This window comes from Bacteroidota bacterium (assembly GCA_037133915.1).
In the GTDB taxonomy this organism is placed as follows: domain Bacteria; phylum Bacteroidota; class Bacteroidia; order Bacteroidales; family CAIWKO01; genus JBAXND01.
Map to the genome: position 1 here is coordinate 1 of JBAXND010000009.1, position 25,982 is coordinate 25,982.

The window sequence follows — 25,982 nt, forward strand, 5'->3', positions numbered from 1 at the left end:
CGCGAGGTGGTCAATTTGAACCGGCGCACACTGGATATTTAGAGCGTTTTTTCCAGCCTGAGAACATACAAAATAGAATAACGAGTTTTTTCATTGGATATGTGTATTGAATTTTGAAACTATACTACTTTTAAACCTTGTTTTCTCTGCCAATGAAGTTGTAATATTTTGGCGTGTTCATTCGGAGTGATTTTTATATACCTCATAAATGCCTTTTCAGTTTTATGACCTGTTATTTTCATAATAGTAATTATTGGCACTCCGTCCAAATATGCGTTAGTTGAGAATGACCTTCTGGCAGTATGGGTAGTAATTAACTCGTATTTCTTCACCATCTTTGAAACGTTCATTCCGCCCTTTGTTTTGGTGTGTGTGGTCAGCTCCTGCATTATTTCTTTTGTTTCACCAATCTTTTTAAGGTAGGCATTCATTTTTTGGTTCGATAATGCACGAGGAAGTGAATTTTGTGTGGTACCATTGTATTTATTCAATATTTCTTTAACCGTCCAGTGTATAGGTATCACAACTGGTTCCCTTGTTTTCTGCGTTTCAATTTCAAGAAATTCCCCATCTTTATTTTTAATAATATTCTCAGGTTGAATCTTTGAAAAGTCAGAAAACCGCAATCCAGTCCAACAACCAACAATAAACAAGTCTCGGACACGTTCTAACTTCGTATCATCTGATAAGTCGAGGTTATACAGCTCCTGCAATTCCCTTTCAGATAAATAGACACTTTCTGTTTTTTCCGTAATAACTCTGAACCGTTTACTTTTAAATGCAATTGATTCATTAATTCCTCTTTCAGTTGCCTCATTTAATACGGTTTTTAGAATTTTTATATGTTTGCCGATAGTGTTGGTTGAGTACCTTTTTTCTTTAGTAAGATATTCTGTGAAATCAATGTAAAAATCTAAATCTATTGAGTTAAAATTGATCTTTATTCTTTTTGCCGTTTGGTATGCCTGTAATACAGTTTTTGCGTTCTGGTATGTTTGTATAGTCGCACTCGAAAACATTTTCCCGGTCTTTTCATTTACTTTATTCTTTGACTCGTTAATAAACTGGTCAAAGAATTGGAATAGGTTTATTTTTTGAGGCGTGTTCTTGTCGCTAAAACCAGTATAAAGTATTTCCCTGAGTTCATCAAATGATGGTTGTCGTTGATCATTGTCATTCTGAAATCGACGGAAAAGGTCTTTCGCTCTTGACTTAATTCTATCCAGTCTTGTATTAAACTCTGGGAATTCAGGGATTTGTGCCTTTTCTTTTACCGATTGAGTTTTAAGGTTCCAAAATTTGGGGTTAATGCGCTCATTGGTTGGGAAAACCAATCTTTTATTATTCCACCGTATAACAAGATTAATAGGTGTTTCTTTGGTACTGGACCAATCCCTCAGATTGAAATTGTATTTTGCCATCCTTGTATGTTTGAAAATTGAACATAGCAAATATAGTAAAAAAGTGTTTGGTTGTCGGTTTGGTTGTCGCTATTTTTTAATTAGTCTTTACTTCTCCTTACTTGTCTTATTTACTAATCAACACTAAAACCTTATATACAGTAAGAAAAGGAATAAGAAATAGATAATTGCAAAATGAAAGGTTCTTGTCCCGTCCGGACCGCTCTTTAAAGAACAAAACATCATAAAACCTCTTAAAACAAGCATTTTAAGGGGTTTTTTGTTTTTAGGTGCAACAGAGGTACAACACTATCGCTGTGACGCATTATGTGAAGATGCCTTAGTGAGCTCAGCGTAATCCTGAGATATGTCCGCCTTATTGATAACACGAAGTCGAGCAACCGTTGTTTGTTGCCTTGAAAATAAAAATGAAGTCACGCTTCTTTCCTTCCTACTAGCGATAAGTTTACGAAGTGGAAACGAATAGATTTATGATTTTCAACCTGATATATTTTGAATGCTTCTATTATTATCTTATCTTTGGCAAAGTGATACATAAGACAGGGTTTTAAAGACGACCTGAAATTAATGCATATTTTAAAAAGTGATGCACTTCCATTATTAAAATGAATTGCTTTGATTCCTAATAGAATGAAAATTATCTGTCTGACTGTTGGTCTCGTATTAACTTCAGCATTTGTGCACTCTCAAAACTATCATATTAGTTTTGTCGGCATTGGCGCAAGCAGCATTGTTGATAGTGTTAAGGTGGAAAATCTTACACAATGTACAAATTTAGTACTATCAGGTGGCAGTATTTTGCACCTTTCTGCAACTGCTGGAATGGCAGATGCGGAGACAAATAACAAAAAATTATTTTCACTGTATCCTAACCCGTTTATAGAATTATGCAATATTGAATTTGAAGCCCCTCTCTCAGGAAATACTTCAATTGAGATATATAGCGTTGAAGGCATGAGAATAATCGGAATTCAAAAGATATTGAAACAAGGATTACACAGGTTTCAAGTTTCCGGAATTGGAAGTGGGGTTTATTTTATTCAAGTGAGAGGAGAATCGTGGTCTTATTTCGGGAAAATACTGAGTAATTGCACGGGAACGATTATGCCAAATATTGTCTGCCAAAATTTAATATCACCATTTTTGGCTCCCGAACATAAAAAATTGGAGACCATCAATAATGGTAAAGATGTGGAGGATTTCGTTCAAATGCAGTATAATGATGGGGACAGGCTAAAAATAACAGGGAAATCTGGTATATACCGAACTGTTTTTATGCTTGTTCCTACACAAGATCAAACAGTAACTTTCAATTTCATTGACTGTACAGATGGTGATGATAATCACTATCCTGTAGTACAAATTGGCGGGCAGATTTGGATGGCTGAAAACATGAAAACTACCAAATTCCGTGATGGAACAACCATACCTTTTGTACCGGATGATCAAACATGGCTCAATTTAAGCGAAGGTTTTTATTGTACATACAATAATACTAATAATGCTGATACCATTAATATGTATGGATGCTATTATAATTATTTTGCACTTATAGGTGCATACACTATTGCCCCTGCTGGCTGGCATGTGCCCACTGATGCCGAATGGACAACACTTTCTACCTTTTTGGGCGGCGACAGTATTGCAGGTGGCAAAATGAAAGAGCACTGTTTGACACATTGGTCTGTCCCGGACTCGACAACTAACGAAAGCGGATTTTCTGCTATTCCGGCAGGTTGCCGCAGCATTCAAGGTCCAATTTTGTTCGAATATGGAGGCGAGGGATTCTGGTGGAGCTCTACAAACTACTGCAATAATACCACTGCGTTTGTCCGCTTCATGTATTATGGGGACTCCGTTATTGCCAGAGGTGCCTTTCCTCAACATTATGGTTTTTCTGTCCGTTGTGTGAAGGATTAGCGAGTACCAAGTAATTTAATGGAAGTCTCGAAGTTTCTTTTCAGACTTTTTCCTTGACCTTTTATGTTTAAATAATACGAGGCTTGAAAGACGGCACATTATACAAAGGTTATACTACTGATTACCTTATTCGTATAATTGTAGGCTAAAAGTTGCTCAGAACTTAAAATAGATCTTTTTAAGCCAATATTTATACATCGGATCGAGGAAAGTTATAGAACTTCCGGAAATGTCAATAATTTCTTTGTTCGCAAGTGCTTGCTTGATTCTTAATACGTTAGCAGAGGTCCCTAACTGAAATTCATGCAGGCTTTTTTGGGAGCTAAATTGAATAGTCTCCAACAGCAACGCTTTTAAAAAGTTAACTTGGGTATTACTGAGTTCGTCGGTAATAGTTTGAAATAAGAAATCAAGTTGTTGTACCAGATTTTCATGAGCTTCATTTACTGTATTGGTTGTGCATATTTTTTCGCTTCTTAGCCACGCCTGTTGCGCTAATTGCTGAACGTAATATGGATGACATTCGGTCATTTTTGTAATAAATCCGGCATTTTCTGCACTTATTTTTTTTCCGGTACTTGTAAAGCGAGAGATAATAAAACTTACAAGTTCCTCCTCAGCAATTTTTTGAAGAAATATAATATCTCCAAACTTGTAAAATGGCATTTCGGAAGATGTAAATACTTCCATTAGCATGTGCCTTTTACTTCCATACAAGCAATAAGTCGTACGTTTATGTTTCTGCCAGTTTGCACGAAGTTTCTTCTGAATAATCAATGAATCGCCTAATCCCGAAATGTTTTGAAACTCATCAATGCAGATAATAAATTTTAACTTTTTGGCTTTTGAAATGTTTTCCGCCAAATTAAGGATTTCGTCAGGTTGTTTTTTTACTTCAGCCCAATCAAAGCCTAGAGAAAATTCATTGTTAGGGTCGGGGTTAAATGTAATTTTAGGCACAAGTCTTCCCATAAATTTTTTCGCTGTTCCCATCAGCTCTTCCCATTTTGAAGATGAAGCGCGCAAGACTTCATAAGCCAGCAACTGATAAAATTGCTCCTCTGTGCGAACATTATACAGATCGATAAAACAAAATCGTAATGTTTTGTCTTTTTTTGCTGCCAGTTGTGCCGCTTTGCTGACCAGCGAAGATTTTCCCCAGCGCCGAGGTGAAATAAGTATTGTGTTAATTTGAGATGTGAAGTTTGAAATCAATCTCCCTGTTTCATCTTTCCTGTCAGTGAAGTTCTTCTCTGAAGCGATTTTGCCAAAAACAAAAGGTGTTTCCATTGGATAAATTTTATACAAAAATAGTAAACAATAATGTAACTTACAAACTTGTAAGTTACATTATTGTTATTTATGAAACTCAAATTTTAAAAACAGCCTTTCCCGATAATGCCCCCATACCGAATACATCGATGAAACGACCGTGGAAGCTGGTTTATGTAGAAGAAATTATTGATAAACGGACAGCACTCATACGCGAGAAAGCACTGAAGCGTTGTAATACGGAATATTTGCGATGGCTTATTTCTTCTGAGAAAAACATTTTTTCTGATAAAAAAATATTAAAGCATATTGTTCAAACACAAAATTTATACAGAATCCGGCTGTTAATTTGTCATTTATATTAATAAACGAAACAATAGTCGATGACACAAAATGAACCTTGTTACTGATTAATAAAAATAACGATTCGTAAAAACCTAAAAAAATGAAAAGCAAGTCTGTTTATTTTGCGCTGCTATTGTTCGTTATAAGCAATAGCTTAATGTCACAAACCTTCGATTTCCGTAATACCAAATGGGGTATGGATACTACAATGGTTAAAAAAGCGGAAGCGTCAAAACTAGTGATTGTCAAAAAGAACCACTTTGTTTATAAGGGGAAACTGAACGATTGGGATGCGAAAATTATTTATGATTTTAATTCTGCGGGACTCCTTTACCACGCATCCTACGATCTTACACTCGACAGTAAAATACCTTCTGCTTATGTTGATACCTATTTGATGTTGCAGGAATTACTGACCCGGAAATATAAAGAACCATACAGCAGCATCTCCACTTCCATTAATGGAAAGACATTGAAACAGGATGAATGGGCATTTAACCTGATTTCCGACAACCTGAGTCTTGAAACAAAATGGAAAAGTAACAATACAGATATTGTACTCACACTATACAGTATCAACGATGAATTATTTATTGAAATAAGTTACACATCAATTGATCAGAATAATAAGGAAAAAGAGGCTATAAAGTCCGAGATACTGAAAGCTCTGTAAAGCGGTCTTCTATTCGTCAATACTGTATTTCTGATGGTGCTGTACCTGCAGGTATACATAGTATACGATGAGCGGAATAGTTAAATATACTACAAGTTCCAGAAGGTCGTAATACAGCAGTTCTCCAACAGAGAATGGCCAGAATTTCTTTACTGTTCTGTTAGATGTGCCAAAAACATCCAAAACAGCCATAATCATTATAGCGATATTCAGGATACTCCAGATAATATAAGGAATCCAGAATTTTCTTGACTGCCCTGCGCGGTATACAATATATATTAGTAGCGGCATTCCCAAATAAACGATTAATTCATAAAGGTCATAATAACGTGGAGAACCAACAGTAAATGGCCAGAATTCAGTCAATGTCCGGTCAGATGCTCCGAAAACACCGGAAGATGCCATAATCATTAAAAGAACATTCAAAATGCCCCAGATGAAGTAAAATTTAATAAACCCTCTATGCACTTTTTTCATACAACATTGTTTTAAACTAAAAAACGCACAAATTTATAATTATTGTAAACGTAAAAAGGAGAAGCAAGGAATTTTGTCAGTTAATTTATCTACAGAATCTATTCAGAATCTTGAACCAATTTTGTACTGTCTAAAAAAAACAATTATGAAAAGGGTAAATTCAATTCTCAGTTCCGCACTGATGATAATTTTTTCAATAATTTCCACTTTTTCGTTCGGTCAAAGCCCAAAAACATGGGAATGGGCAAATAGTATTGTGGGTACAAATAAAAATTTTCCTTACGCGATGGAAACTGATAAGGATGGCAACAGCTACATTGCAGGCGGCTTTAATGATACCCTGAAGGTGGAAAATAAAGTCATGATTAGTCACGGACCTTACGATATCTATCTAATTAAATACAACACCCTTGGACACATTGTTTGGGCAAAACAGTTCGGAGGTAAAGACTCTGAAGAGCCTTATGGGATTGCACTGGATAAGGCAGGAAATATTTATATGGCGGGTTATTTTTCAGGGACTACAAATTTTTCCGGTGTCGTGCTAACAAGCAGTGGAGACAGAGATTTCTTTGTCGCGAAGTTTGATAAAAATGGAATTCCTGTATGGGTAAAACAAGGTGGAGGAACTTTGGAAGATTTTGCCACTTCTGTTGCCGTTGATAATGGAGGAAATGTTTTTATTACCGGTATCTTTAAGGGAAGTATGACACTTGGAAATTCCCACTATATTTCAAAAGGAGACCGAGACATATTCTTGATTAAATATAATAGCAACGGAGACATTCTTTGGTCGGCCACAGGAGGCGGAACCATGGCTGATGAGGCAAATGCAATAGCTACCGATACCAAAGGCAATTGCTACATCACCGGAGATTTTGAAGGAACAGCCGAATTCGGAAAAAAAACAATAGCCGGCCTGGGCGGGAAAGATATCTTCGTTGCGAAATTCAGTGCTGACGGACGTATTGAATGGTTGAAACGAGGTGGAAGTGCAACAGGTGATGATCACGCTGCTGCAATTGCGGTGGATACTTCAGACAATGTTTACGTTACAGGATATTTTTCGGGGCTCGCTGATTTCGGAAAAACAACTTTGAAAAATATGGGCGCTGACGACATTTTTCTTGTTAAGTATGACCGGAACGGAGAGGAAATCTGGGCAAAGCAAACCGGCGGAAAAGGTGGTGAACAAGCCAGAGCAATGAAACTGGATAAACTGGGTAATATCTATGTTTCCGGAGAGTTCAATGTGGATTTTATGCTTGGTGAAAATAAAATCAAAAGCATAGGCGATTGGGATATCCTTATTATAAAGTATAATAATTCGGGCGAAATATCAGGGGGAACTCAAATCGGCGGAAGCGGTTATGACCGTAACTTTGGTATTGGACTTGATGCTTTATCTGATATTTATATTTCAGGTTATTTTAGTAAAGCTATTTCTATTGGCTCTACCAGTCTAAAGTCAATCGATGCCGACGATGGCTTCATTGCCAAGCTTAAAAACTTTTAAACAGCCTCTGATTTTGTGGGCTCATCTTCTTCCTTCATCCTTTCATTCAGGTCACGCACAGAGGTCATGCTCTCCATCAACCCGGGCAGGTAATCAGTTGATGTGATGAAAGTCCAAAGGTAGGATACTATAGAATAGATTTTGCCGGTAGAGAACTTGTCAACGTCAACACAAATAAACAGTACTACAATAAAGACCACCATCAGCAAAAGTTTGATCATGCCATAATCAAAAGAACCCCACTTAGCAATATCGCGCTGAGGTCGCACCATATTCCTGTAATACTGGTCTATCTGTGAAATATCGCGGCGCTCAAGCGCTTTGTAGATTTCTTCACGATTATCATGCACATCTTTTTGCAGGCGCGTAACATGCTTACGGTAGATTGCATTAATTATAAACATCGGCAACAGAACGAAAAGGCACACAAGACCTATACGGTAGTCGTAGATGAAAAGGGCGCAGATTGCCCCAACGGTGGCCGTTAACTGCCATGATATATCAGGTAAACGCACTTCCAGAAAATCAACATATTCTTTGGCAAGTTCTGCCCGGCTTACCATGCGGGCTGCAGAATGTTTCTTTTTCTTTGAAACATAAATAAGTTGTGTTGCAAGCTCTGCATATATCCGTGGGAAAATGCGCCCGTTGAACAACCGGCTCAGTGTTCCGCCCATTATATTAATAATAAAAACAGCAATCCACAGTATCAGCGGCCACATATAATCGGCCAATTCATGCAGATAGAATTTATCAATAAGCGCATCGAGCAGTTTGCCGAAGAAGGTCGGTTCTATAATCCAGGATATGTTTTCAACAAGTACAAAAAAGAGTACAAGTGAAACGGAGCCTTTGTTTTTTCTTATGAGTCCTAGCAGCATAGTGTTTCGGGATACAATTTTGAGGGTGCAAATATACTATCGGGGTGCGAAAAAAGAAAGATATAACCGTATGAAGGTTGCTCACGATTATAACGATGAGAAATAAATATATTACTGCTTACTGTCATGTCAGAAGTTTTTGTTTATTCTTACAATAATTTGTATTTTTGATGTTGAATTGTAAAAAAAACAAACATCATGAAAATAGTAAAATTTACATTATTCACCGCGCTGTTCATGTTTTCGGCCAATATTATCATGGCACAGGTCTATAATTCGGTAAACCTGACTATTGAGAATGGATGCTTCCTGCATATCGACGGTGCCCTCAACAATGCATCCGGTGATATCAACAATTCCGGAACTATTATTCTTACCGGCAATTATATTAACAACGGCAGCTTTACTTCAGGTAACAGCAGTTTTGTTAAAATGGAAGGTGCTGCGCAAAATATCAGCGGTTCAAATGCCACAACGTACAATAATCTGGTTGTTGACGGTTCGGGCGACAAGAGCCTGTTTGTTGATGCCCGAATTAAAGGCACACTCGATTTTGCAAATAATAAAATCATTGCAGGAAACAATAATGTTGTGTTAATGCCTGCTGCGACTATTACCAATGCCAGCAATGCCAAATTCGTTGTAACGAACGGAACCGGCGCTCTCATAAAAAACAGCATGCCTGCGTCAACCAACTTCTTTTTTCCCATTGGCAGCGCGGTTAACAGTTATAAACCGGTGCAGTTAAATAATAGTGGGGTAGTTGATACCTTTTCGGTAAGAGTTACACCCGGCCTGGTTCCTCCTACAAGTGCTGATAACAGTTGCGTTCAGTACACCTGGGTGATTACCGAGACCAATCCCGGCGGAAGCAACGCCACACTAAAAGTGGGTTGGAACACGGTAGACGAAGGCATTTCGTATATCCGTGCTCAGGGATTATTCTGGCATAATGTAGGCGGTGTTTGGTTAACTGCTCCCGGAAATCCCGGTGCAGTTTCAAATTCGCCGACTACCGACTGGCGTCAGCAAACTTCAATCACCGATTTCTCGTCCAACGCCAATAAATTTATTTTGAGCAGCGGTACACTGGTTGATGTTGAAGAAAATGAACTTACGGCTGGCAATACAATTTCCGTTTATCCCAATCCAACAGGATCAAGCACTACCATTGCATCTTCTTTCCCCTTAGAGCAAGTAATGATTATGGATTATAGCGGAAAAGTGGTGGGCAATTATAACAATATTGAAAGCAATAAATTTGTCTTCTCTGCCGATAATTTTGCTGACGGTATGTACATTATTTCCGCCAGCGGAAGTAATGGTGAGCGCAAGGTTTGCAAACTCATGATTTCAAGATAAACGGTCTTTATCGTTGTCTTTCATAACGAGTGAGCCGAATATATTAATCTCATCAAATTATTATCTTATGCGTAAAACAGCATTGGTTATTGCAATCATGGCGGTTACTCTTTGTGCTGCCTTCGGACAACAAAAATATGACAATACCGGTCCATTGAGCGCGTTGCGCAACGGATGGGCGTTGGTGAAGCTCGACGGATTACTGGGCTTTATTAATAGTGAAGGCGCCGAGGTTGTAAAACCGCAGTACGATGCAATTTCAATGTTTGGCCAGAATCGCAACGGTTGGGCTATGGTGAAAAAAGACGGATTCTTTGGTTTTATCAATAGCGAAGGAATTGAAATAGTGAAGCCTCAATACGATAAAATTTCCAAGTTCAGCGAAGCGCGTAACGGTTGGGCCATGGTTAAAAAAGACGGACTCTCGGGGTTTATCACAAGCGAAGGCGTTGAGATTGTAAAACCACAATTTGACAGAATTTTTTCATTTGGCGCACTGCATGCCGACTGGGCACTTGTTGAAGTTGACGGTCTGTTCGGTTTTATTAATACTGAAGGCGCTGAAGTTGTGAAACCTCAATATGAGAAAATTACCGGAGGCGCCGTTTTACAGGGCCTTAGTAATGGTAAATGGGTTGAGATAAAGCATTGATGTTATTTTCGTCATTATAACATAAAAAAAAGCCTCGGTTTCCCGGGGCTTTTTTTTTATAAATGTTTTTATATCTGACTATGCCAGTTTAACATTTACAGCATTTAATCCTTTTTTACCTTCTTCGAGGTCAAAAGTTACTTCATCATTTTCTTTGATGGGTTCTTTTAATCCGTTTGAATGGACAAAATACTCTTTTGCTGAATTTTCGTCTTTAATAAATCCGAATCCTTTCGAATCATTAAAAAATTTTACGGTTCCTTTGTACATGATATAATTTTAAATTGTTGTGGCAAAGATAGTCACCTTTGAGCAACAATGAGTTATTTAATTTCAATATTATGGAAATTATTTGTTAATTAATTTGTAATAATCATTTAATCAGTATTATAAGGCGGTCAGCCGCCTGCTAAAATTGGAAAGAGTTCAATACAATCATTTTTTAGCGGAACAACATCTTTTGATACTATTTTGTCGCCAACAATCCCAGTTGAGCCGTTTTTTCTTTCCCCGGAATTCCTTCCTGTGACCATCCTCTCAGATTATAGTATTCATAGAGCATGGTGCCGAGATTGGGTAACACGCCTTTTGCAGAGCCATCGGGTTTTGCTTCGGCAAACAATCGGGGTGGGAGATTATCATCTTTACGGCTGATGCCGAGTTTGGCATTATAAAGCCGTTTAAGGTTGAATAACCGCTCACCCGTAATCATTACATCCTCCTGACTCAAATTCCAGTCGCAGACAAGGTGCAGCCATTCGCTCACCTTTTTCGGACCAACGCGCCCTATGAATAAAAACTTGCACATGCCCAGCGGATTGAACACGCTCATATAATTCTGCATATCGACAACAATGGGTGGTTTGCCTTCTGAAATATGAGGATTTTCAGGCGTAATATATCCAAGATCTGCGGCGGGTATGCCACGGTCAAGAAAATACGTAAGTCCTTCAAGATGGCAGGCACCGCGCACGGCTGTTGCATAATTCAGCGCCATACTCACATGTCCACGCGGATCGTGCGCCGGATATTCCAGTCCTTTGGTATGAACCGCAAATTCTTCAGAATTATGGCCCAGCACTTCAGCCGCACGTTTTATACCCATGCCAATAATGCGTCCGATATCTTCATTTTTGCCCATTTTATGAATCATCGCGAGCATGCTTTTTCCGTCCCATTTCAGTTCTATGCCACCCGTATCTTTTTTACCGATGATTCCTTTTTCATAGGCTTCAATAGCAAAACCGGCGCAATTGCCTGCCGAAATAGTGTCCATGCCATATTTGTTACACCATTCATTCCCAAGCACAATATATTCAGGATCATCGTTCAGGCAGAGTGAGCCAAGGGTTCCTATGGTTTCATATTCCGGTCCGTGCCCGTAGGTTTTCAACTTCTCATTTTTGTAGATTTTGCCACAGCGGATAGGGCAGGCGTGGCATGAGTAATGTTTATCAAGCATTTCGGGTTGCATTGCTTGACCGCACACTTTTTCAGCACCTTCTTTCCAGGCGCCGAGCTGCCAGTTTTTTATCGGGAGGTCGCCATATAATTCTACTGCTTCAACGCCTCCAGATGTACCAAAATTCTTCAAGCCCTGAGTGAAATTATTGATTTCAGGAATATCAAGTTTCAGCTGCTGTTTCAATTCTTCGGGATGCGCAATTTTTACTTTTGAATCCACCTCACCGCAAACAACAATGGCTTTCAGATTTTTGGAGCCCATAACGGCACCAATTCCCGAACGGGCTGCAACCCGGGTTATCGGAGGATCAAAAACGATGATGGAGATACCGAGCAAATTCTCACCGGCCGGTCCAATTACAGCTATTTTAGCGTTTTTCTCGATTTCAGGACGTAATAGAGTATCGATATCATAAGTCAGCGTGCCCCACAAGTGTTCGGCTGAGCGAAACTCTACCTTGTCACGGGTGATATTCAGGTAGGTTTTATCCTTCGATTTCCCGGTGATAATGATACCGTCGTAACCCGTCTTTCGGAACTCTGCAGGCCAGTGACCGCCTACTGTTGCTTCATTCCAGATGCCTGTGAGCGGCGACTTAGAGCAAACCGATAGCTTGGATGTACCGGGCAGTATGCCACCCGTAAACAGACCTGAGAAAAATAATAGCGGATTTTCCGGATCCAGAGGGCTGACCGTATTGTCGTAATCATAATACAGAAATTTAGCCGCAAGCCCCGAACCCAAAAAGAATTTTTTAATATCATCTTCCGCGATGCTTATTACTTCTGTTTTTTTCTCAGTCAAATTTATCTTTATAACCTTACCGTGAAAACCATAACCCATGATAATAATCTCCTTTTTTAGTGAATAAAGATAATTATTGAAGGATTGAAGAAGCTTTGCAGCTCAGATCGATGGCGTGTAAGAGCACTCCTGCAAAAGCAATATTGAATTTCTGATAACAAAATTAATGTTTTTTAGGGCGAAAGGCAAGGCATTTTTTCTTTAGAGTTATGGCCGATAAAAATCCAAAAAGAATCGTTAACCATAGAAAAAAATCACGCTGTTAATGAGAAGTTGTTGTTTGCTTACATGAACTTCATTAAACCGGCATTTATCTATAGGTTAAAGCTGAAATAAATGTGCTGTTTCAGTAATATATTGTGCGAATATGATATAAGTGTTATGAGAACATCACTATATTTATTAAATTTGTATTCCATCAGATTAAATCAATAGTTGATTTCAAATCAATTGAACCAATAACTCAAAATATATATATCATGAAGAGAATCTTTTTGAGTGCCATAGTTTTTGTATTCGTCTTGTCAGGAACTGTAAACGTATGGGCACAGGCACCGGACTGGCTTTGGTCTACAAACGCAGGCTATAATAGTTATGACGAATCCCTTTCCATTGATTATGATCATCACGGAAATTGCTATGTGGTGGGTTATTACAATACCTATATTTATAATTTGCCGCATTCGAATGGTCCGGATGGATTTATTGCGAAATATAACCTGGCGGGTACCTTGATTTACACAGCCGCCATCAGCGATACAGGAAGAGAGCGTATTACCAATATTGCATTTGATAAATTGGGAAACTATTATATAGTAGGTACATTTGACGGGCCCAAACTCGAGTTGTGCAATGAAAGTTTTGTCAATGCTGCAAATAATGCTACCGATATATTTATTGCGAAATTTGATTCAACAGACCAGTGTATCTGGGCACGGCATGCAGGAGGCACTGACGACGAAATGCCAACCGGTTTGGCTGTGGATTCGATTGGTAACTGTTATATTACCGGAAGTTTCAACAGCCCCTCTATTTCTTTTGGGGCCTTCCCTCTGATTAATTCGGGTGGGGGAAATTCCGATTTATTTATTGCTAAATATGATTCTGCAGGCACTGCGCTTTGGGCGAGGTCTGCCGACGGAACCGTTGGCAGTGCCGAAACATCGAAATCGATTGCCATTGATAAAACGGGCAATTGTTACATTACCGGCAGTACGAATGCCGATTCATTATGGTTTGATACTTTTCTATTAAAAAAAGTTACCAATTTCAATATGTACTTTGCGAAATTTGCACCTGACGGAAGTGCGTTATGGGCCATTCGCTCTGCCGGAACAGGCGATTCTCAAGGAAATACAGTGACTGTTGACGGTGAATCTAATTGTTATCTGGCAGGCTCATTTAAAAACAATATTACTTTTGGCGATACCACCTTGACCAGTGCAGGATACAGAGATGTATTTATTGTAAAATATGATGCTGATACCAACGTGCAATGGGCACGCGCTGCAGGCGGTTCTGCCGATGATGAAGGCAGTGTGGTCGCTACCGATAAGTTGGGCTATAGTTATCTCACGGGTTATTTTAAAAGCGATTCCATCAGTTTCGGAACATGGCCGCTTGCTAATAATGGCAGTGGTTTCAGCGATATTTTCATCACTGAATATGAACCCAATGGTACTATTGCCTGGGCAAAGTCAATAGGGGGTGCCACGAATGATACACCAAACGATATTGCGCCGGACGAATCACGCAATTTTATTATTGCTGCAAGTTTTGGCAGTACAGCTATTACAATTGGTGATACAACCTTATACAATGCAGGAACCGTTGATGTACTTGTTGCAAAATCGGGCAACACCCCGGCTTCAGGCATTGCGGAAGCTGTGGCCCAGTCCGGCACCATCATTTATCCCAATCCTGCCAGTGATTTCATAGTGGTCAGTTCAGATCAAAATTCAACAATTGAGATTATGAATATGCAGGGACAGGTCATCAAAACAGTTAATTCGAAAATGGGCGAAACGCGCATCAGCGTAAGCGAATTTCCTGCTGGAATTTATTTGGTGAATATCAGGAATGACAATTCATTTCAGACATTTAAGCTGATTAAGCTATAGGTGAGGTTTTGAATCAATCGGATACGTTTTTTTATATCCGATTTGCTTTCTTCTTTTCTGTTCCGTGTCCTGTTTATCTTTTTGGAAAAGGTAATTGATGGTCTCGTAAACATCCTTAAATTGTTTAATACTTCAGGAAAATGGTATTAATGTACCCGAAAGGGTATAATTTTACCATTTTTGTAAAAATATATACCCGAAAGGGTGCAGTATTGAAAATATGTTGTATATTTGTACCCAAAAGGGTATAAAATGACATCAAATCAAACAGTATCTGCTTTAATAAAAGGTAAACGGAAACAACTAAAGATAACTCAGCCGGAGCTCGCAAATAAGGCGGGTGTGGGGCTGCGGTTTATCCGTGAAATGGAGCAGGGGAAGAGTTCGCTTCGCATGGATAAAGTAAATCAGGTACTCCTGTTATTTGGTATGGAGCTGGGGCCTGTTCCTTTAAACAGAAAAAAACTGACCGATGAGAAGAGCTGAAATATTTATGCATGATCTTCCGGCAGGAAAATTGCTGGAAAATGAAGACGGGTATGTATTCACATATTATGAGGCTTATCTGAAGAGTATAGAAACTCCGGCAGTAAGTCTTACATTGCCTAAGAACGACAAGCCATTTGAAAGCAAAGTTATGTTTCCTTTCTTTGATGGCTTGATACCCGAAGGATGGCTTCTAGATATTGCACAAAAAAACTGGAAAATAAATCAGCGTGATAGGATGGGACTATTGTTGGCCTGCTGTCACGATTGTATTGGTGCTGTTAAAGTAATTGAAATAAAAGCTGAAGATGAAATCAAATAGATGTTTATATTGCTATAATGCCCTTAATGAAAGCGACGTTATGTTTCACCCGGCTTGTAGTAAAAAAATATTTGGAAAAGCTGAGCCCCCTGAATTACTGTATTCTGAAAGGGAATTATTGGAGTTGGGTTTACAGGTGGTGAGAAGCCAGTCTGCTGTTACTGGGGCGCAGCCAAAACTTTCACTTGACCTCCTTAAAGGAGAAGGTGCTGGTGCTCCTTTGCGGCTTACAATTGTGGGTGTGCATGGGAAATACATATTGAAACCACAAACCGATGCATTCCCATTTCTGCCGGAAATTGAGGACCTGACAATGCATCTGGCTGAAATAGCCGGAATAGCTACCGTTCCTCACTCACTTATACAAATGAAATCAGGGAGATTGGCTTATATTACTAAACGTATAGACAGAACCGGTAAGGAAAAAATACACATGGAAGACATGTGCCAGCTGACAGAACGCTTGACAGAGCACAAGTACCAAGGATCCCAGGAACAGATAGGAAAAGCGATAATGGAATTTTCAGTTAATCCCGGCCTTGATCTTGTGAACTTTTATGAGCAGGTATTATTTTGTTTCCTGACAGGAAACGCTGATATGCACCTGAAGAACTTCTCGTTGATTAACCGCACTGAAACCGGTACAGTGCTAACACCTGCTTATGACATGGTTTCCACTGCTCTTGTTATGCCTGATGATAAAGAGGAGCTTGGGCTTACATTAAACGGTAAAAAGAAAAAGATAAAACTGAGTGATTTTATGAAAGCTATGACAAATAGTGGAATCCCGGAGAAGGCACAAATAAATATTGTAGATAAAATGGAAACTTCACTTCCTGCAATTATTGATTTTGTTAAAAAAAGTTTTCTTCCATCAGTTATGCAAGAAAAGTATAAAGCTATTATTGTGGCTAGGGCAAGGCAGTTGCATTTACAAGTAAATTAGAATTTTTTTTAATTTATTATCTGAAGGGCTTTTTTGCTTTTCAACACACGGGATAGCATAGCAACACCCTGTTCGGTAAATGAAAAGGGAGCTGCTGGACTGAATTTCACGGTTTCGGGCAGATTATCACAATTTGTGATAACAACAGCATTTATTCCCTTTGTTCATGCCCTTGGTTAATAACATCAATAAAAAACCTTAAATAATGGTTTTCATATGCTCTTTTTAAATCCGATTTGCTTTCTTCTTTTCTGTTCCGTGTCCTGTTTATCTTTTTGTAAAAGGTAATTGATGGCCTCGTAAACATCCTTAAATTGTTTGTTGTATTTTGTTTCAAGCTCTAACAGTTTTTGAGTAAGGTCTTTATGGGATAAAGCGTATTGCCTGATGAATACAAAGGCTCGCATAATGGCAATGTTAACTTCAATAGCTTTATCGGAATTTAAAATACCGCTCAGCATGGCTAACCCTTGTTCTGTAAAGGCATAGGGCAAATATTTAGTGTATTCCTCTGCCTTTTTCTAAGGTTTCATTTTGCAACCTTTGAGCGTTTGAGGTTTCAATTTGTAACCTCAAACTTTCCCATTCATGCTTTGTGAGTTGAAACATGAAATCGGTCGGAAACCGTTTTAAATTCCTTTTAACGGCAAGATTTAGATTTTTGGTTTGTACTTCGTACATTTCAGCGAGGTCAAAGTCTAACATTATCCTTTGTTCTCTGATTTCATAGATTTTTGTTTGAATTTTTTGTAATTGCATAGTGTTTTTGTTTTTTTTGTTTTTAAAAGAAATTTCAATGAACGGTTGGAAGGTTTGCGTACCATTCGATTTATTTGCCAATACAGAATTTGCTGAAAACGTTGTCAAGCAGCTCTTCTGTGCTAACTTCACCGGTGATGGTGCCCAGGTGGTGCAGTGCCAGATGAAGGTCGGTTGAGATAAGGTCGGAGGGCAAACCGGCTAAAAATCCATGCTCAATATTTTCAATGCTTGTGATAATGGCCGTAAGCGCTTCGTAATGACGTGCATTGGAAACAGTGGCGTTGTCATCATATTTTTCAACATCCGCTGACTTCAACAGGCTTTCAGTTATCAATTGAATGTTTTCATTGCGCCGTGCCGAAATAAAGATGGTTTCCATCTCAACAAGCTCCGCGAAATTATGCGGAGTTTCAAATAATAAATCTGTTTTATTGGCAATGATGATGAAGCGTTTTTTGCCATGTTCAATATGTTCAGCGAAGTCTTGTAATTCCTGTTTTATTTCTTCGGCAGAGGTGGTGCTGATATCGACAACATAAAGAATTACCTGAGCCTGATTCATTTTTTCGTACGTCTTGCCGATGCCCAGATTCTCTACAAAATCACGTGTACTGCGCAGTCCGGCCGTATCAATAAATCGAAAAGCAATGCCGCCAATCACCATCACATCTTCAACGGCATCGCGGGTTGTTCCGGCAACTTCCGAAACAAGCGCTTTTTCTTCATTCAGTATAGCATTCAGAAGTGTCGATTTTCCAACATTTGGTTTGCCGATAATGGCAACCGGTATACCGTGTTTTAAAACGTTGCCCCGGGCAAATGAGGAAGCGAGTTTGTTAACTTCCGATTTAATGGTCTCAAGCAGTTCGTTCAATTGCTTGCGGTTCGCAAATTCCACGTCTTCCTCACTGAAATCAAGTTCTAACTCAATTAGTGAAGCAAAATCAACCAACTTCTGCCGGAGCTCTTTTAGGCGCGATGAAAACCCGCCCCGCATCTGTGTGAGCGCCAGCGCGTGTGATGCATCAGAATTTGATGCTATTAGGTCGGCAACGGCTTCTGCCTGCGACAAATCAAATTTACCATTTAGAAATGCCCGCAATGTAAATTCTCCGGGACGTGCCATCCTCAATCCTTCAGAAGACAGTAGTTCCAGCACTTTCTGAACAATGAACATAGAGCCATGAACAGAAATTTCAGCAATATTTTCGCCCGTATACGAATGAGGTGCTTTAAACAATGAAACAAGCACTTTGTCAATAAGGACTTCACCATGATACAGAGAACCGAGATGCACCTGATGGGACGCGCTTTTAAGAAGGTCAGTTTTTTTTCGCAACGGCCTGAATATTCTCGTCATTACAATAAATGCATCGTTGCCCGAAATGCGTATCACGGCAATAGCGCTTTTACCCGGAGGCGTTGCCGGTGCGAAAATTGTGTCTTGGTTCATCGTCCTGTTTTTTCTGTAGATACAAAATTACAAATTTTAAAGGAGCATCATGACAATCACTGTGTGAAGTGCCTGAAGTTTGAAGTGCCTGTCCGTCTTCTGACTTCTCTTCTTAAACTTCAAACTCCATACTTCAAACTATTTTCTATCTTTGTAACAGCACTCATTGTTATGATACAAGGAAAAAAGATTATTGTAGTAATGCCTGCATACAATGCAGGAAAAACACTTGAAACGACCTATGGTGAAATCCCTTTCGACATGGTTGACGATGTGATTGTGGTTGATGATGCCAGTACCGACAATACTACGGAGGTGGCGCTGAGATTGGGAATTACACACATTAAAAGGCACGAAGTAAACAAGGGCTATGGCGGCAATCAGAAAAGCTGTTACCAAATGGCACTGGGAATGGGTGCCGATATTGTTATTATGGTTCATCCCGATTACCAATACACACCAAAGCTTATTCCGTCGATGGCATGGATGATTGCCAACGGATTGTATCATGTTGTGCTGGGAAGCCGAATACTCGGGCGCGGAGCGCTCAGCGGTGGCATGCCGCGTTACAAATACTTTTTTAACCGCATTCTCACGTTCTTCCAGAATTTGTTGATGAAGCAAAAACTCTCGGAGTACCACACCGGATACAGAGCATTTTCACGTGAGGTTCTTGAAAAAATCAATTTCATGAACAATTCCGATGATTTTGTTTTTGATAACCAGATGCTGGCTCAGATTTTCTACGCGGGATATGAAATTGCCGAAGTTACCTGCCCAACAAAATACTTCACGGATGCTTCATCTATCAACTTCAGGCGGAGCAGCAAGTACGGACTGGGCGTAATGAAAACAGCAATTTGCTATTTTCTGCAGAAACTGCGTCTCGCAAAATTCCGTATCTTTGAAACCAATAATAAGGAAAAAGCCGCGTAATTTTAATTGCCGGCAAAATTCTGATAAAAAATCTGTTACATTGGCAAAAAAAGTTGAAACGGTTTATGACGAAGTAAGTATCTGTGGCTTCTGCACTACTACAGAAAGTCATATTCTATATCCCACCAATGATATTTTCGGAAATAATTACACGATAAACAAGTGTCACAGATGCCGCGCCATTTTTTTAGCGCCCAGGCCTACGAAAGAAATTCTTGAAAAGGCTTATGATGACACCTATTATGGACCGGGAGAAAAAAAATTCTCAGCACCTTTCATTGAGAACATTATTGATTATTTCAGGATGGGCAGGGCAAAACGTCTCGCCCGTTTTCTGCATGAAGATTCAAATGTGCTTGACATCGGCTGCGGCAATGGCCGTTTTCTGAAGTATTTGCAGAAATGCGGAAAATTTAATCTTTTCGGGACTGAGATGGAAGGTCGTGCGGCACAGCGTGCGCTGCAGATTCCTGGCATCGACATTAAAATTGGTTCATTGTTGAACCATGATTTTACCAATGAACAGTTTGATGCGATTACCATGTTTCATGTGTTTGAACATCTCGATGATCCAAGGCAAACGCTCGAAGAAGTTACACGCTTACTGAGCCACAATGGTACATTGGTCATGTCATTTCCAAATATACACAGCTTTCAGAGCCGAACATTTAAAGGTAAATGGTTTCACTTAGATCCACCACGCCATCTCTTCTTTTTCGGCCATCGCGATTTTATAAAAATGATGAGTAAATACGGTTTTGTTTTTGTAAAACGCAAAGACCGTTCATTTGAACAGAATCCTTTCGGCATGATACAATCAATCCTCAATGTATTCTTCAAAAGAAGGGAACTACTCTATGAGCGATTGAAAGGGAACAAGGCATATGCCCGTTGCAATGTGGCACAACTGATTCTGCAGTATGCATTTTTTATTTTTCTTTTCCCTGTGTGTATGATTTTCGATTATGTTGCATCGTTTATGTCGCGCGGTGCAACCGTTGAATATACCTTCATCAAAGCGATGCACTAAACTTTAATCAATTATTATTTATGTTAGACGGTTCGGCAACGGTTACCATCATCATTATTATTATTACAGCTATTGTTTCGATTATTGGGTTTTCAAACAGAGAAGTGTTTTTCCGTTTGAAATTTAATCCGTTCAATGCGCTTCATTCAAAACAGTATTATCGTTTTTTTACTTACGGGTTGCTGCATGCCGACTGGATGCACCTGCTCATTAATATGTTTGTATTGTATTCATTCGGTACTGTTGTAGAAAGCTTTTACAAGCATCCCGAAATATTTGCCGAAAAAGGAATCCTGTATTACATCTTGTTATACGTTGGTGGTATTTGTCTTTCAGTGCTGCCTTCATTCGGTAAGCAAAAGAATAATCCGGTTTACAATGCCGTGGGTGCATCGGGTGCCGTATCGGCTGTCGTTTTTGCGAGCATACTTTTTGCACCACTTAATAAAATTTATCTCTTTTTTATCCCTATTGGCGTGCCTGCGTTTATTTTTGGGATACTGTATCTCGTTTATTCCTGGTACATGGCAAAAAGGGGCAAGGGCAATATTGGGCACGACGCACATTTCTGGGGCGCCGTGTATGGCGTCGTGTTTACTATTTGTTTAAAACCGATGCTGGCCTTGTATTTTTATGATCAGGTGCGCATGTTTTTTCAGAGCTTCTGATTGCTGCCTTCCCTGCTAATCAAGGTCTCCGTATAGAATATGATGATAAAGTTCAAAGTTGTCTTCATCATGGCATACAAAAATTATTTTTTCAAATTCAGCGTCGCTTTCAAGGAATTGCATGGCCTCCTCGAGCGCAATACAGGCGGCTTCTTCTTTTGGAAAGCGGTAAACACCGGTGCTTATATTAGGAAAAGCAATAGATTTCAATCCGTATTGCCGTGCCAGTTGGAGCGATTTGCGATAGCAATCGGTGAGTAGCTGTTCCTCGCCAAACTTTCCGCCTTTCCATACGGGTCCAACGGTGTGAATAACAAAGCGGGCCGGCAAGTCATATCCTTTTGTAATTCTGGCCTGACCTGTATCACATCCATTCAGCCTGATACATTCTTCGAGCAAGCCCGGTCCTGCAGCCCGGTGAATAGCACCATCTACACCGCCACCACCCAACAGCGAACGGTTTGCAGCGTTCACAATTGCATCAACGGATAATTTGGTGATGTCACCGTGGAACAGTTCAATCCTGCTCATAATATAAAATAGGGTGTGTTATTATTATCTGAAAAATCTGTCAAGGTCAACCAGAAACATAGTTCCGGTGCTCTCTTTAGCCTCACTAAAAATTGCGTGATATTTAAAGCGGTCGGGATTTCTTTTGCCAATACTGTCACGCATTTTATTCATAAATATTTTCCAATGGGCAACGGTTGGTCCTGATGCAGGAAGCAGTCGGTAAATCAATGACATTTCGTACTTCATCATTTTGAAGTCATCCTGCAAAATATAAGTAATAATTGTAAGTAGCGAGTTTTCAAGCATTATCCAGCGACTCATGTCTGAAAGATAAGGTTTGAACGATCGACCACGCAACAGTTTGGCAGTAGCTTTGGCAAAATTTTGCTCATACGCATGTGCCAGTGCCTGCAAATAAAGGTAATAGAATTTGATTCGATTGCTGCTCGATTCAAAAAGCGCATCGGTAATGAACTCGCTCAGGTAGGGCGTAATTAATGGGAAGTGACGTTTGGCCACAAAGTCGTATGTTTTGGCATACAGATAATAGAACAGAACATTTTCATACATCTTCTGTCCTTTAATCTGTGAAGCAAACTGTTCGAGACGGTCAAGGTTGGCTGAGAAACGATCATGGTCGCCGACAAGCATATAATACTTGTTGAACAGGCATTCAAGCGCAAATTCACAATTTGGATAATGGAACTGTACCGTTGAGCTGAGGTAAAGATTCGATAAATAGTTAATCCATTCTTCAGTTTCTTCCGGCAGTGATTGCCCGGGCAGCTTTCTTTTTAAGTTGAAAGCCATCCAGCTGCTCATGTAAAAGAAATTTGAAACGTTCGAATTCAATTTGCTGTTCAATCCATCAACTTCATTTAGGTAATGGATATTACTGTCGTTTATCAGATTATCGGGATAATAGAAAACATCCTGAAAATCAAGAATTATTTTATAAAAACGATGCTCCAGATTGTTGAAAATTTCAGCCTTGAGTTTCGCTTCTGCCATTAATTTGGCGTATAATTCCCGCGATTTCTGGTTATCAAAATTGAGCAAATGATAGATAAAATAAACCTCGTAAACGCCATCATAAATTTCGTACTGATTGCATTTTTTCAGCAAATCTTTTAATTCGCGTTCCAGCAATTGATGATCGGGTGAGTAGAGCAACACCCTTAGATTTTCTATCCGCTCTTTGGTTTGAATAATTGCATTCTTGCCATGATGAAGCCTGAACTCGAGAATATCTTCAAGCAAGCGGTGTTTCAGAGTGTAGAACGCACTTACATTACCCTGATACCCCAGATCTTTGATAATCTTTTCATACTTCAAATCTCTACTTGTCTTGATAGCAGCCAGAAGCCGAACTTTTTGATTATTCGACTTTAACTTCTTCATCAACTGTTGGAAGTCTTCCTGCTGGAGGTTTTTTACAGAAAGCGACAACAAATCCATAGCACAAGCGTTTTTGAGAGCACTAATTTACGATATTTTCATAAAATAGTTACATTTTATTTGGTGATTATTCGCAGCAATTGTCTGAAATTTCGAAAAGTGTTTCGGAATTATTTAAAATATTTTGAAAGAATTCCGCAGAATTGTTTGTGGATAAATCCGTTTGTAGCGATTATTTCTTTACCGAAAATATATTTGCCGTCGCTCTTAAAATCTGTAACATGACCTCCGGCCTCCTGAACGATTATTGAACCTGCCGCTACATCCCAGGCGCTGAGTCCATATTCGTAAAAACCTTCGTACCGTCCGCATGCTACGTAAGCCAAATCTACTGCTGCCGAACCAAGCCTGCGGATGCCGTGAGTGTCAAACATCAAGGCCTTAAACAGTTCAACAAATTCGCTGATGTGCGAAAAATCGCGTGACGGAAATCCAGTTGCAAGGACCGAATCACCTACATTACTAAGCGCTGAAACCTTGATTGGCTTGCCATTTAACCATGCTCCGCCTCCGGCCCATGCATAAAAACATTCGTCAAGATTAGGCTCGTAAATAACCCCAAGCACAATTTTGTTTCGGTGCATCAATGCTAAACTTACACAGTAAAGAGGAACGCCATGTATATAATTGGTGGTACCGTCGAGGGGATCAATAATCCAGGTGAACTCGCGGCCATCAATGTGTATGGTGTTTTCTTCAGTAAGAAATCCTGCATCAGGCACGAGCGCTGAAAGTCCTTCAACAACCATCTTTTCCGACTGTTTGTCGACGTATGTGACAAAATCGTTTTCGGCTTTTGAAATGATATCGGAGAATTGAAGATGGTGTATCTCTTCCTTAAGGAAACGCCCTGCACCTCTCGCCACACCGCACACATCCTGGCAAAGTTTTTGTAAATCCATAGCACCTGAAAATTTTTCTGTTTGTCCGTATTCATTCACTTAAGTAAATGTTTGGTTCTAAAGTGTAAATAAAAGTAAACAAAATACAGTGTCGGTGGTTAATGGCTTCTTACATTTTCTTATTTTTGCAGATATTACTACCTCCATAAATATTGACTATGATTACTTATTTGCTTAATTTTTTGATTAGTGCGGTTCTTCTCACTTCTGCTCAACCGCAGTCTACAGCTGCAGGTTTTAAAATTAAGGTAAAGGTGAAAGGTCTTGCCGACAGTGCTTGCTATCTTGGAAATTATTACGGTCAGCACCAGTACATCAAAGACACTGTTAAAGCCAATGCCGCGGGAGAACTGGTTTTTGAGGGAACCGAGGATTTGCCCGGCGGGATTTATTTTGTTGTACTTCCCAAAAAGAAATTTTTTGAATTTATTGTGAATAAAGAACAGGTGTTCAGCCTCGAAACAGATACTTCTGATTTCGTTCGAAACATGAAGGTAAAAGGCTCGCCCGAAAACCAGCTGTTTTATGATTATCTGAGATTTATTTCGGATAAACAAAAGCAATATGAAGGACTGAAAGGTCATCTGGATAAGTTAAAGGATAATAAAGACTCAACAGCTGTTATCCGTAAGCAAATGGACGATATTGATAAGTCTGTCCGCGATTATAAAACAAATTTAATCACCAATCATCCGGAAACATTTATGTCGCGCTTTATGCTCGCATCCAAAGACCCGGATGTGCCCGATGCACCTATACTTTCAAACGGCCGCAAAGATTCAACGTTTACGTATTACTATTACCGCAATCATTACTGGGATAACATTGATTTCTCTGACGACCGCATTCTGCGCACACCGGTATTTTATAACCGGATTAAACAATATTTTGATAATGTTATTCCACAAATGCCCGATTCAATTATTTTCGAATCAGACCGCATCATTGAAAAAGCAAGAGCCAATAAGGAGATGTTCAAGTATGTTATCTGGTATCTCACGTATACCTATGAAACGTCTGACGTGATGGGCTACGACGCTATTTTTGTTCATCTGGTTGAGAAATATTACATGACCAATCAGGCATACTGGATAAGTGCAAAAGTGCTGGAGAATATTACCAAGCGGGCGATGAAACTCAAGCCTATTCTTATCGGGCAACCGGCGCCCAACATGATAATGCAGGATACTACATTGCAATTACGGTCTATGTATTCGCTCACGTCGCATTATACTATATTGCTCTTTTGGGACTGGTCGTGTGGCCATTGTAAAGCTGAGATGCCTAAGGTGAAAGAGTTTTACGAACAGAAAAAAGACTCTATGAATTTTGAGATTTTTGGTGTTTGTACCGACACGAATCTGATGGAGATGAAGAAATTTCTGCGGACCTATCAGATGCACTGGATCAACGTTAACGGTCCGCGTACCATTACCGGGAATGCTTCGGAGGCATATGATATTTACAGTACACCCGTTATTTACCTGCTTGATGATAAAAAAGTTATTCTGGCAAAACGGTTGAGTATTGAACAGGTAGCTGATTTTATCAGGCGCGATATGAAGCGCAGAAAAACCCTGAAACAGTGATAGAATCAA

General features: G+C 39.5%; 23 protein-coding genes and 1 pseudogene. 13 read left to right on the plus strand and 11 right to left on the minus strand.

Features of this window, described 5'->3' with window-relative positions; genetic code table 11:
• Nucleotides 1–119: 119 nt before the first annotated feature.
• Nucleotides 120–1,421: a site-specific integrase gene (locus WCM76_04525; GenBank protein ID MEI6764883.1), complete on the minus strand. Its 1,302-nt coding sequence runs from the start codon at nucleotides 1,419–1,421 to the stop codon at nucleotides 120–122.
• Nucleotides 1,422–2,036: 615 nt separating this feature from the next.
• Here WCM76_04525 and WCM76_04530 point away from each other — a divergent pair.
• Entirely contained in the window at nucleotides 2,037–3,341 is a 1,305-nt protein-coding gene (locus WCM76_04530) for an FISUMP domain-containing protein (GenBank protein MEI6764884.1), read from the plus strand.
• Nucleotides 3,342–3,497: 156 nt separating this feature from the next.
• On the opposite strand, the gene WCM76_04535 is transcribed toward WCM76_04530, so the two are convergent.
• Nucleotides 3,498–4,631: an AAA family ATPase gene (locus WCM76_04535; GenBank protein ID MEI6764885.1), complete on the minus strand. Its 1,134-nt coding sequence runs from the start codon at nucleotides 4,629–4,631 to the stop codon at nucleotides 3,498–3,500.
• Between the two features lie 427 nt (nucleotides 4,632–5,058).
• On the opposite strand from WCM76_04535, the gene WCM76_04540 reads away from it, so the two are divergent.
• Nucleotides 5,059–5,631, plus strand: a complete 573-nt coding sequence (locus WCM76_04540) for a hypothetical protein (protein ID MEI6764886.1) — start codon at nucleotides 5,059–5,061, stop codon at nucleotides 5,629–5,631.
• Nucleotides 5,632–5,640: 9 nt separating this feature from the next.
• Here the strand turns inward: WCM76_04540 and WCM76_04545 are convergent, their stop codons facing one another.
• On the minus strand, nucleotides 5,641–6,108 hold the full coding sequence (locus WCM76_04545) for a hypothetical protein (protein MEI6764887.1): 468 nt from the start codon (nucleotides 6,106–6,108) through the stop codon (nucleotides 5,641–5,643).
• 145 nt (nucleotides 6,109–6,253) lie between these two features.
• On the opposite strand from WCM76_04545, the gene WCM76_04550 reads away from it, so the two are divergent.
• The gene (locus WCM76_04550; GenBank protein MEI6764888.1) at nucleotides 6,254–7,624 is read left to right on the plus strand and encodes an SBBP repeat-containing protein; all 1,371 of its coding nucleotides are present in this window, start codon (nucleotides 6,254–6,256) and stop codon (nucleotides 7,622–7,624) included.
• Here the strand turns inward: WCM76_04550 and WCM76_04555 are convergent.
• The gene (locus tag WCM76_04555) at nucleotides 7,621–8,505 is read right to left on the minus strand and encodes an ABC transporter six-transmembrane domain-containing protein (protein ID MEI6764889.1); all 885 of its coding nucleotides are present in this window, start codon (nucleotides 8,503–8,505) and stop codon (nucleotides 7,621–7,623) included. The two genes, WCM76_04550 and WCM76_04555, sit on opposite strands and share 4 nt — an antisense overlap.
• 198 nt (nucleotides 8,506–8,703) lie before the next feature.
• Here WCM76_04555 and WCM76_04560 point away from each other — a divergent pair, with 198 nt between their 5' ends.
• Nucleotides 8,704–9,867, plus strand: coding sequence for a T9SS type A sorting domain-containing protein (locus WCM76_04560; protein MEI6764890.1), 1,164 nt, complete (start codon nucleotides 8,704–8,706; stop codon nucleotides 9,865–9,867).
• 67 nt (nucleotides 9,868–9,934) lie between these two features.
• The gene (locus tag WCM76_04565; GenBank protein ID MEI6764891.1) at nucleotides 9,935–10,519 is read left to right on the plus strand and encodes a WG repeat-containing protein; all 585 of its coding nucleotides are present in this window, start codon (nucleotides 9,935–9,937) and stop codon (nucleotides 10,517–10,519) included.
• Nucleotides 10,520–10,597: 78 nt separating this feature from the next.
• Here WCM76_04565 and WCM76_04570 read toward each other — a convergent pair whose 3' ends face one another.
• Both WCM76_04570 and WCM76_04575 read right to left on the minus strand, forming a co-directional pair.
• Nucleotides 10,598–10,789 (minus strand): cold shock domain-containing protein, encoded by a 192-nt coding sequence (locus WCM76_04570; protein ID MEI6764892.1) that lies wholly within the window; start codon nucleotides 10,787–10,789, stop codon nucleotides 10,598–10,600.
• Nucleotides 10,790–10,985: 196 nt separating this feature from the next.
• On the minus strand, nucleotides 10,986–12,827 hold the full coding sequence (locus WCM76_04575) for an aldehyde ferredoxin oxidoreductase family protein (GenBank protein MEI6764893.1): 1,842 nt from the start codon (nucleotides 12,825–12,827) through the stop codon (nucleotides 10,986–10,988).
• Between the two features lie 440 nt (nucleotides 12,828–13,267).
• Here WCM76_04575 and WCM76_04580 point away from each other — a divergent pair, with 440 nt between their 5' ends.
• The 4 genes from WCM76_04580 (at nucleotide 13,268) to WCM76_04595 (ending at nucleotide 16,662) form a co-directional block, all read left to right on the plus strand.
• Nucleotides 13,268–14,908: an SBBP repeat-containing protein gene (locus tag WCM76_04580; GenBank protein ID MEI6764894.1), complete on the plus strand. Its 1,641-nt coding sequence runs from the start codon at nucleotides 13,268–13,270 to the stop codon at nucleotides 14,906–14,908.
• Between the two features lie 252 nt (nucleotides 14,909–15,160).
• Nucleotides 15,161–15,394: a helix-turn-helix transcriptional regulator gene (locus WCM76_04585; protein MEI6764895.1), complete on the plus strand. Its 234-nt coding sequence runs from the start codon at nucleotides 15,161–15,163 to the stop codon at nucleotides 15,392–15,394.
• Nucleotides 15,381–15,716, plus strand: coding sequence for a HipA N-terminal domain-containing protein (locus WCM76_04590; GenBank protein MEI6764896.1), 336 nt, complete (start codon nucleotides 15,381–15,383; stop codon nucleotides 15,714–15,716). The genes WCM76_04585 and WCM76_04590 overlap by 14 nt, the downstream gene beginning before the upstream one ends.
• Complete coding sequence (locus WCM76_04595; GenBank protein ID MEI6764897.1) at nucleotides 15,703–16,662, plus strand: HipA domain-containing protein; 960 nt, start codon at nucleotides 15,703–15,705, stop codon at nucleotides 16,660–16,662. The genes WCM76_04590 and WCM76_04595 overlap by 14 nt, the downstream gene beginning before the upstream one ends.
• Nucleotides 16,663–16,874: 212 nt before the next feature.
• Here the strand turns inward: WCM76_04595 and WCM76_04600 are convergent.
• Both WCM76_04600 and mnmE read right to left on the minus strand, forming a co-directional pair.
• A pseudogene (locus WCM76_04600) lies at nucleotides 16,875–17,421 on the minus strand (ORF6N domain-containing protein).
• Nucleotides 17,422–17,491: 70 nt separating this feature from the next.
• On the minus strand, nucleotides 17,492–18,877 hold the full coding sequence (gene mnmE / locus WCM76_04605; protein ID MEI6764898.1) for a tRNA uridine-5-carboxymethylaminomethyl(34) synthesis GTPase MnmE: 1,386 nt from the start codon (nucleotides 18,875–18,877) through the stop codon (nucleotides 17,492–17,494).
• A 171-nt stretch (nucleotides 18,878–19,048) separates the two neighbouring features.
• Here mnmE and WCM76_04610 point away from each other — a divergent pair, with 171 nt between their 5' ends.
• Genes WCM76_04610 through WCM76_04620 form a run of 3 tightly spaced genes read left to right on the plus strand, consistent with a single transcriptional unit; the run spans nucleotide 19,049 to nucleotide 21,511 of the window.
• Nucleotides 19,049–19,813 carry a glycosyltransferase family 2 protein gene (locus tag WCM76_04610; protein ID MEI6764899.1) on the plus strand — a complete coding sequence of 255 codons (765 nt, stop codon included), beginning with the start codon at nucleotides 19,049–19,051 and terminating at the stop codon, nucleotides 19,811–19,813.
• A gap of 40 nt (nucleotides 19,814–19,853) precedes the next feature.
• Nucleotides 19,854–20,843 carry a class I SAM-dependent methyltransferase gene (locus WCM76_04615; GenBank protein ID MEI6764900.1) on the plus strand — a complete coding sequence of 330 codons (990 nt, stop codon included), beginning with the start codon at nucleotides 19,854–19,856 and terminating at the stop codon, nucleotides 20,841–20,843.
• A 20-nt stretch (nucleotides 20,844–20,863) separates the two neighbouring features.
• Nucleotides 20,864–21,511 carry a rhomboid family intramembrane serine protease gene (locus WCM76_04620; protein ID MEI6764901.1) on the plus strand — a complete coding sequence of 216 codons (648 nt, stop codon included), beginning with the start codon at nucleotides 20,864–20,866 and terminating at the stop codon, nucleotides 21,509–21,511.
• A 15-nt stretch (nucleotides 21,512–21,526) separates the two neighbouring features.
• Here WCM76_04620 and WCM76_04625 read toward each other — a convergent pair whose 3' ends face one another.
• From WCM76_04625 to WCM76_04635, 3 genes are all read right to left on the minus strand, one after another.
• Entirely contained in the window at nucleotides 21,527–22,042 is a 516-nt protein-coding gene (locus WCM76_04625; GenBank protein MEI6764902.1) for an O-acetyl-ADP-ribose deacetylase, read from the minus strand.
• Nucleotides 22,043–22,066: 24 nt separating this feature from the next.
• The gene (locus WCM76_04630; protein MEI6764903.1) at nucleotides 22,067–23,482 is read right to left on the minus strand and encodes a hypothetical protein; all 1,416 of its coding nucleotides are present in this window, start codon (nucleotides 23,480–23,482) and stop codon (nucleotides 22,067–22,069) included.
• Between the two features lie 110 nt (nucleotides 23,483–23,592).
• Nucleotides 23,593–24,384 (minus strand): inositol monophosphatase family protein, encoded by a 792-nt coding sequence (locus WCM76_04635; GenBank protein MEI6764904.1) that lies wholly within the window; start codon nucleotides 24,382–24,384, stop codon nucleotides 23,593–23,595.
• Between the two features lie 158 nt (nucleotides 24,385–24,542).
• Between WCM76_04635 and WCM76_04640 the strand changes: the two genes are divergently transcribed.
• Nucleotides 24,543–25,973: a redoxin domain-containing protein gene (locus WCM76_04640; protein MEI6764905.1), complete on the plus strand. Its 1,431-nt coding sequence runs from the start codon at nucleotides 24,543–24,545 to the stop codon at nucleotides 25,971–25,973.
• Nucleotides 25,974–25,982 lie beyond the last annotated feature (9 nt).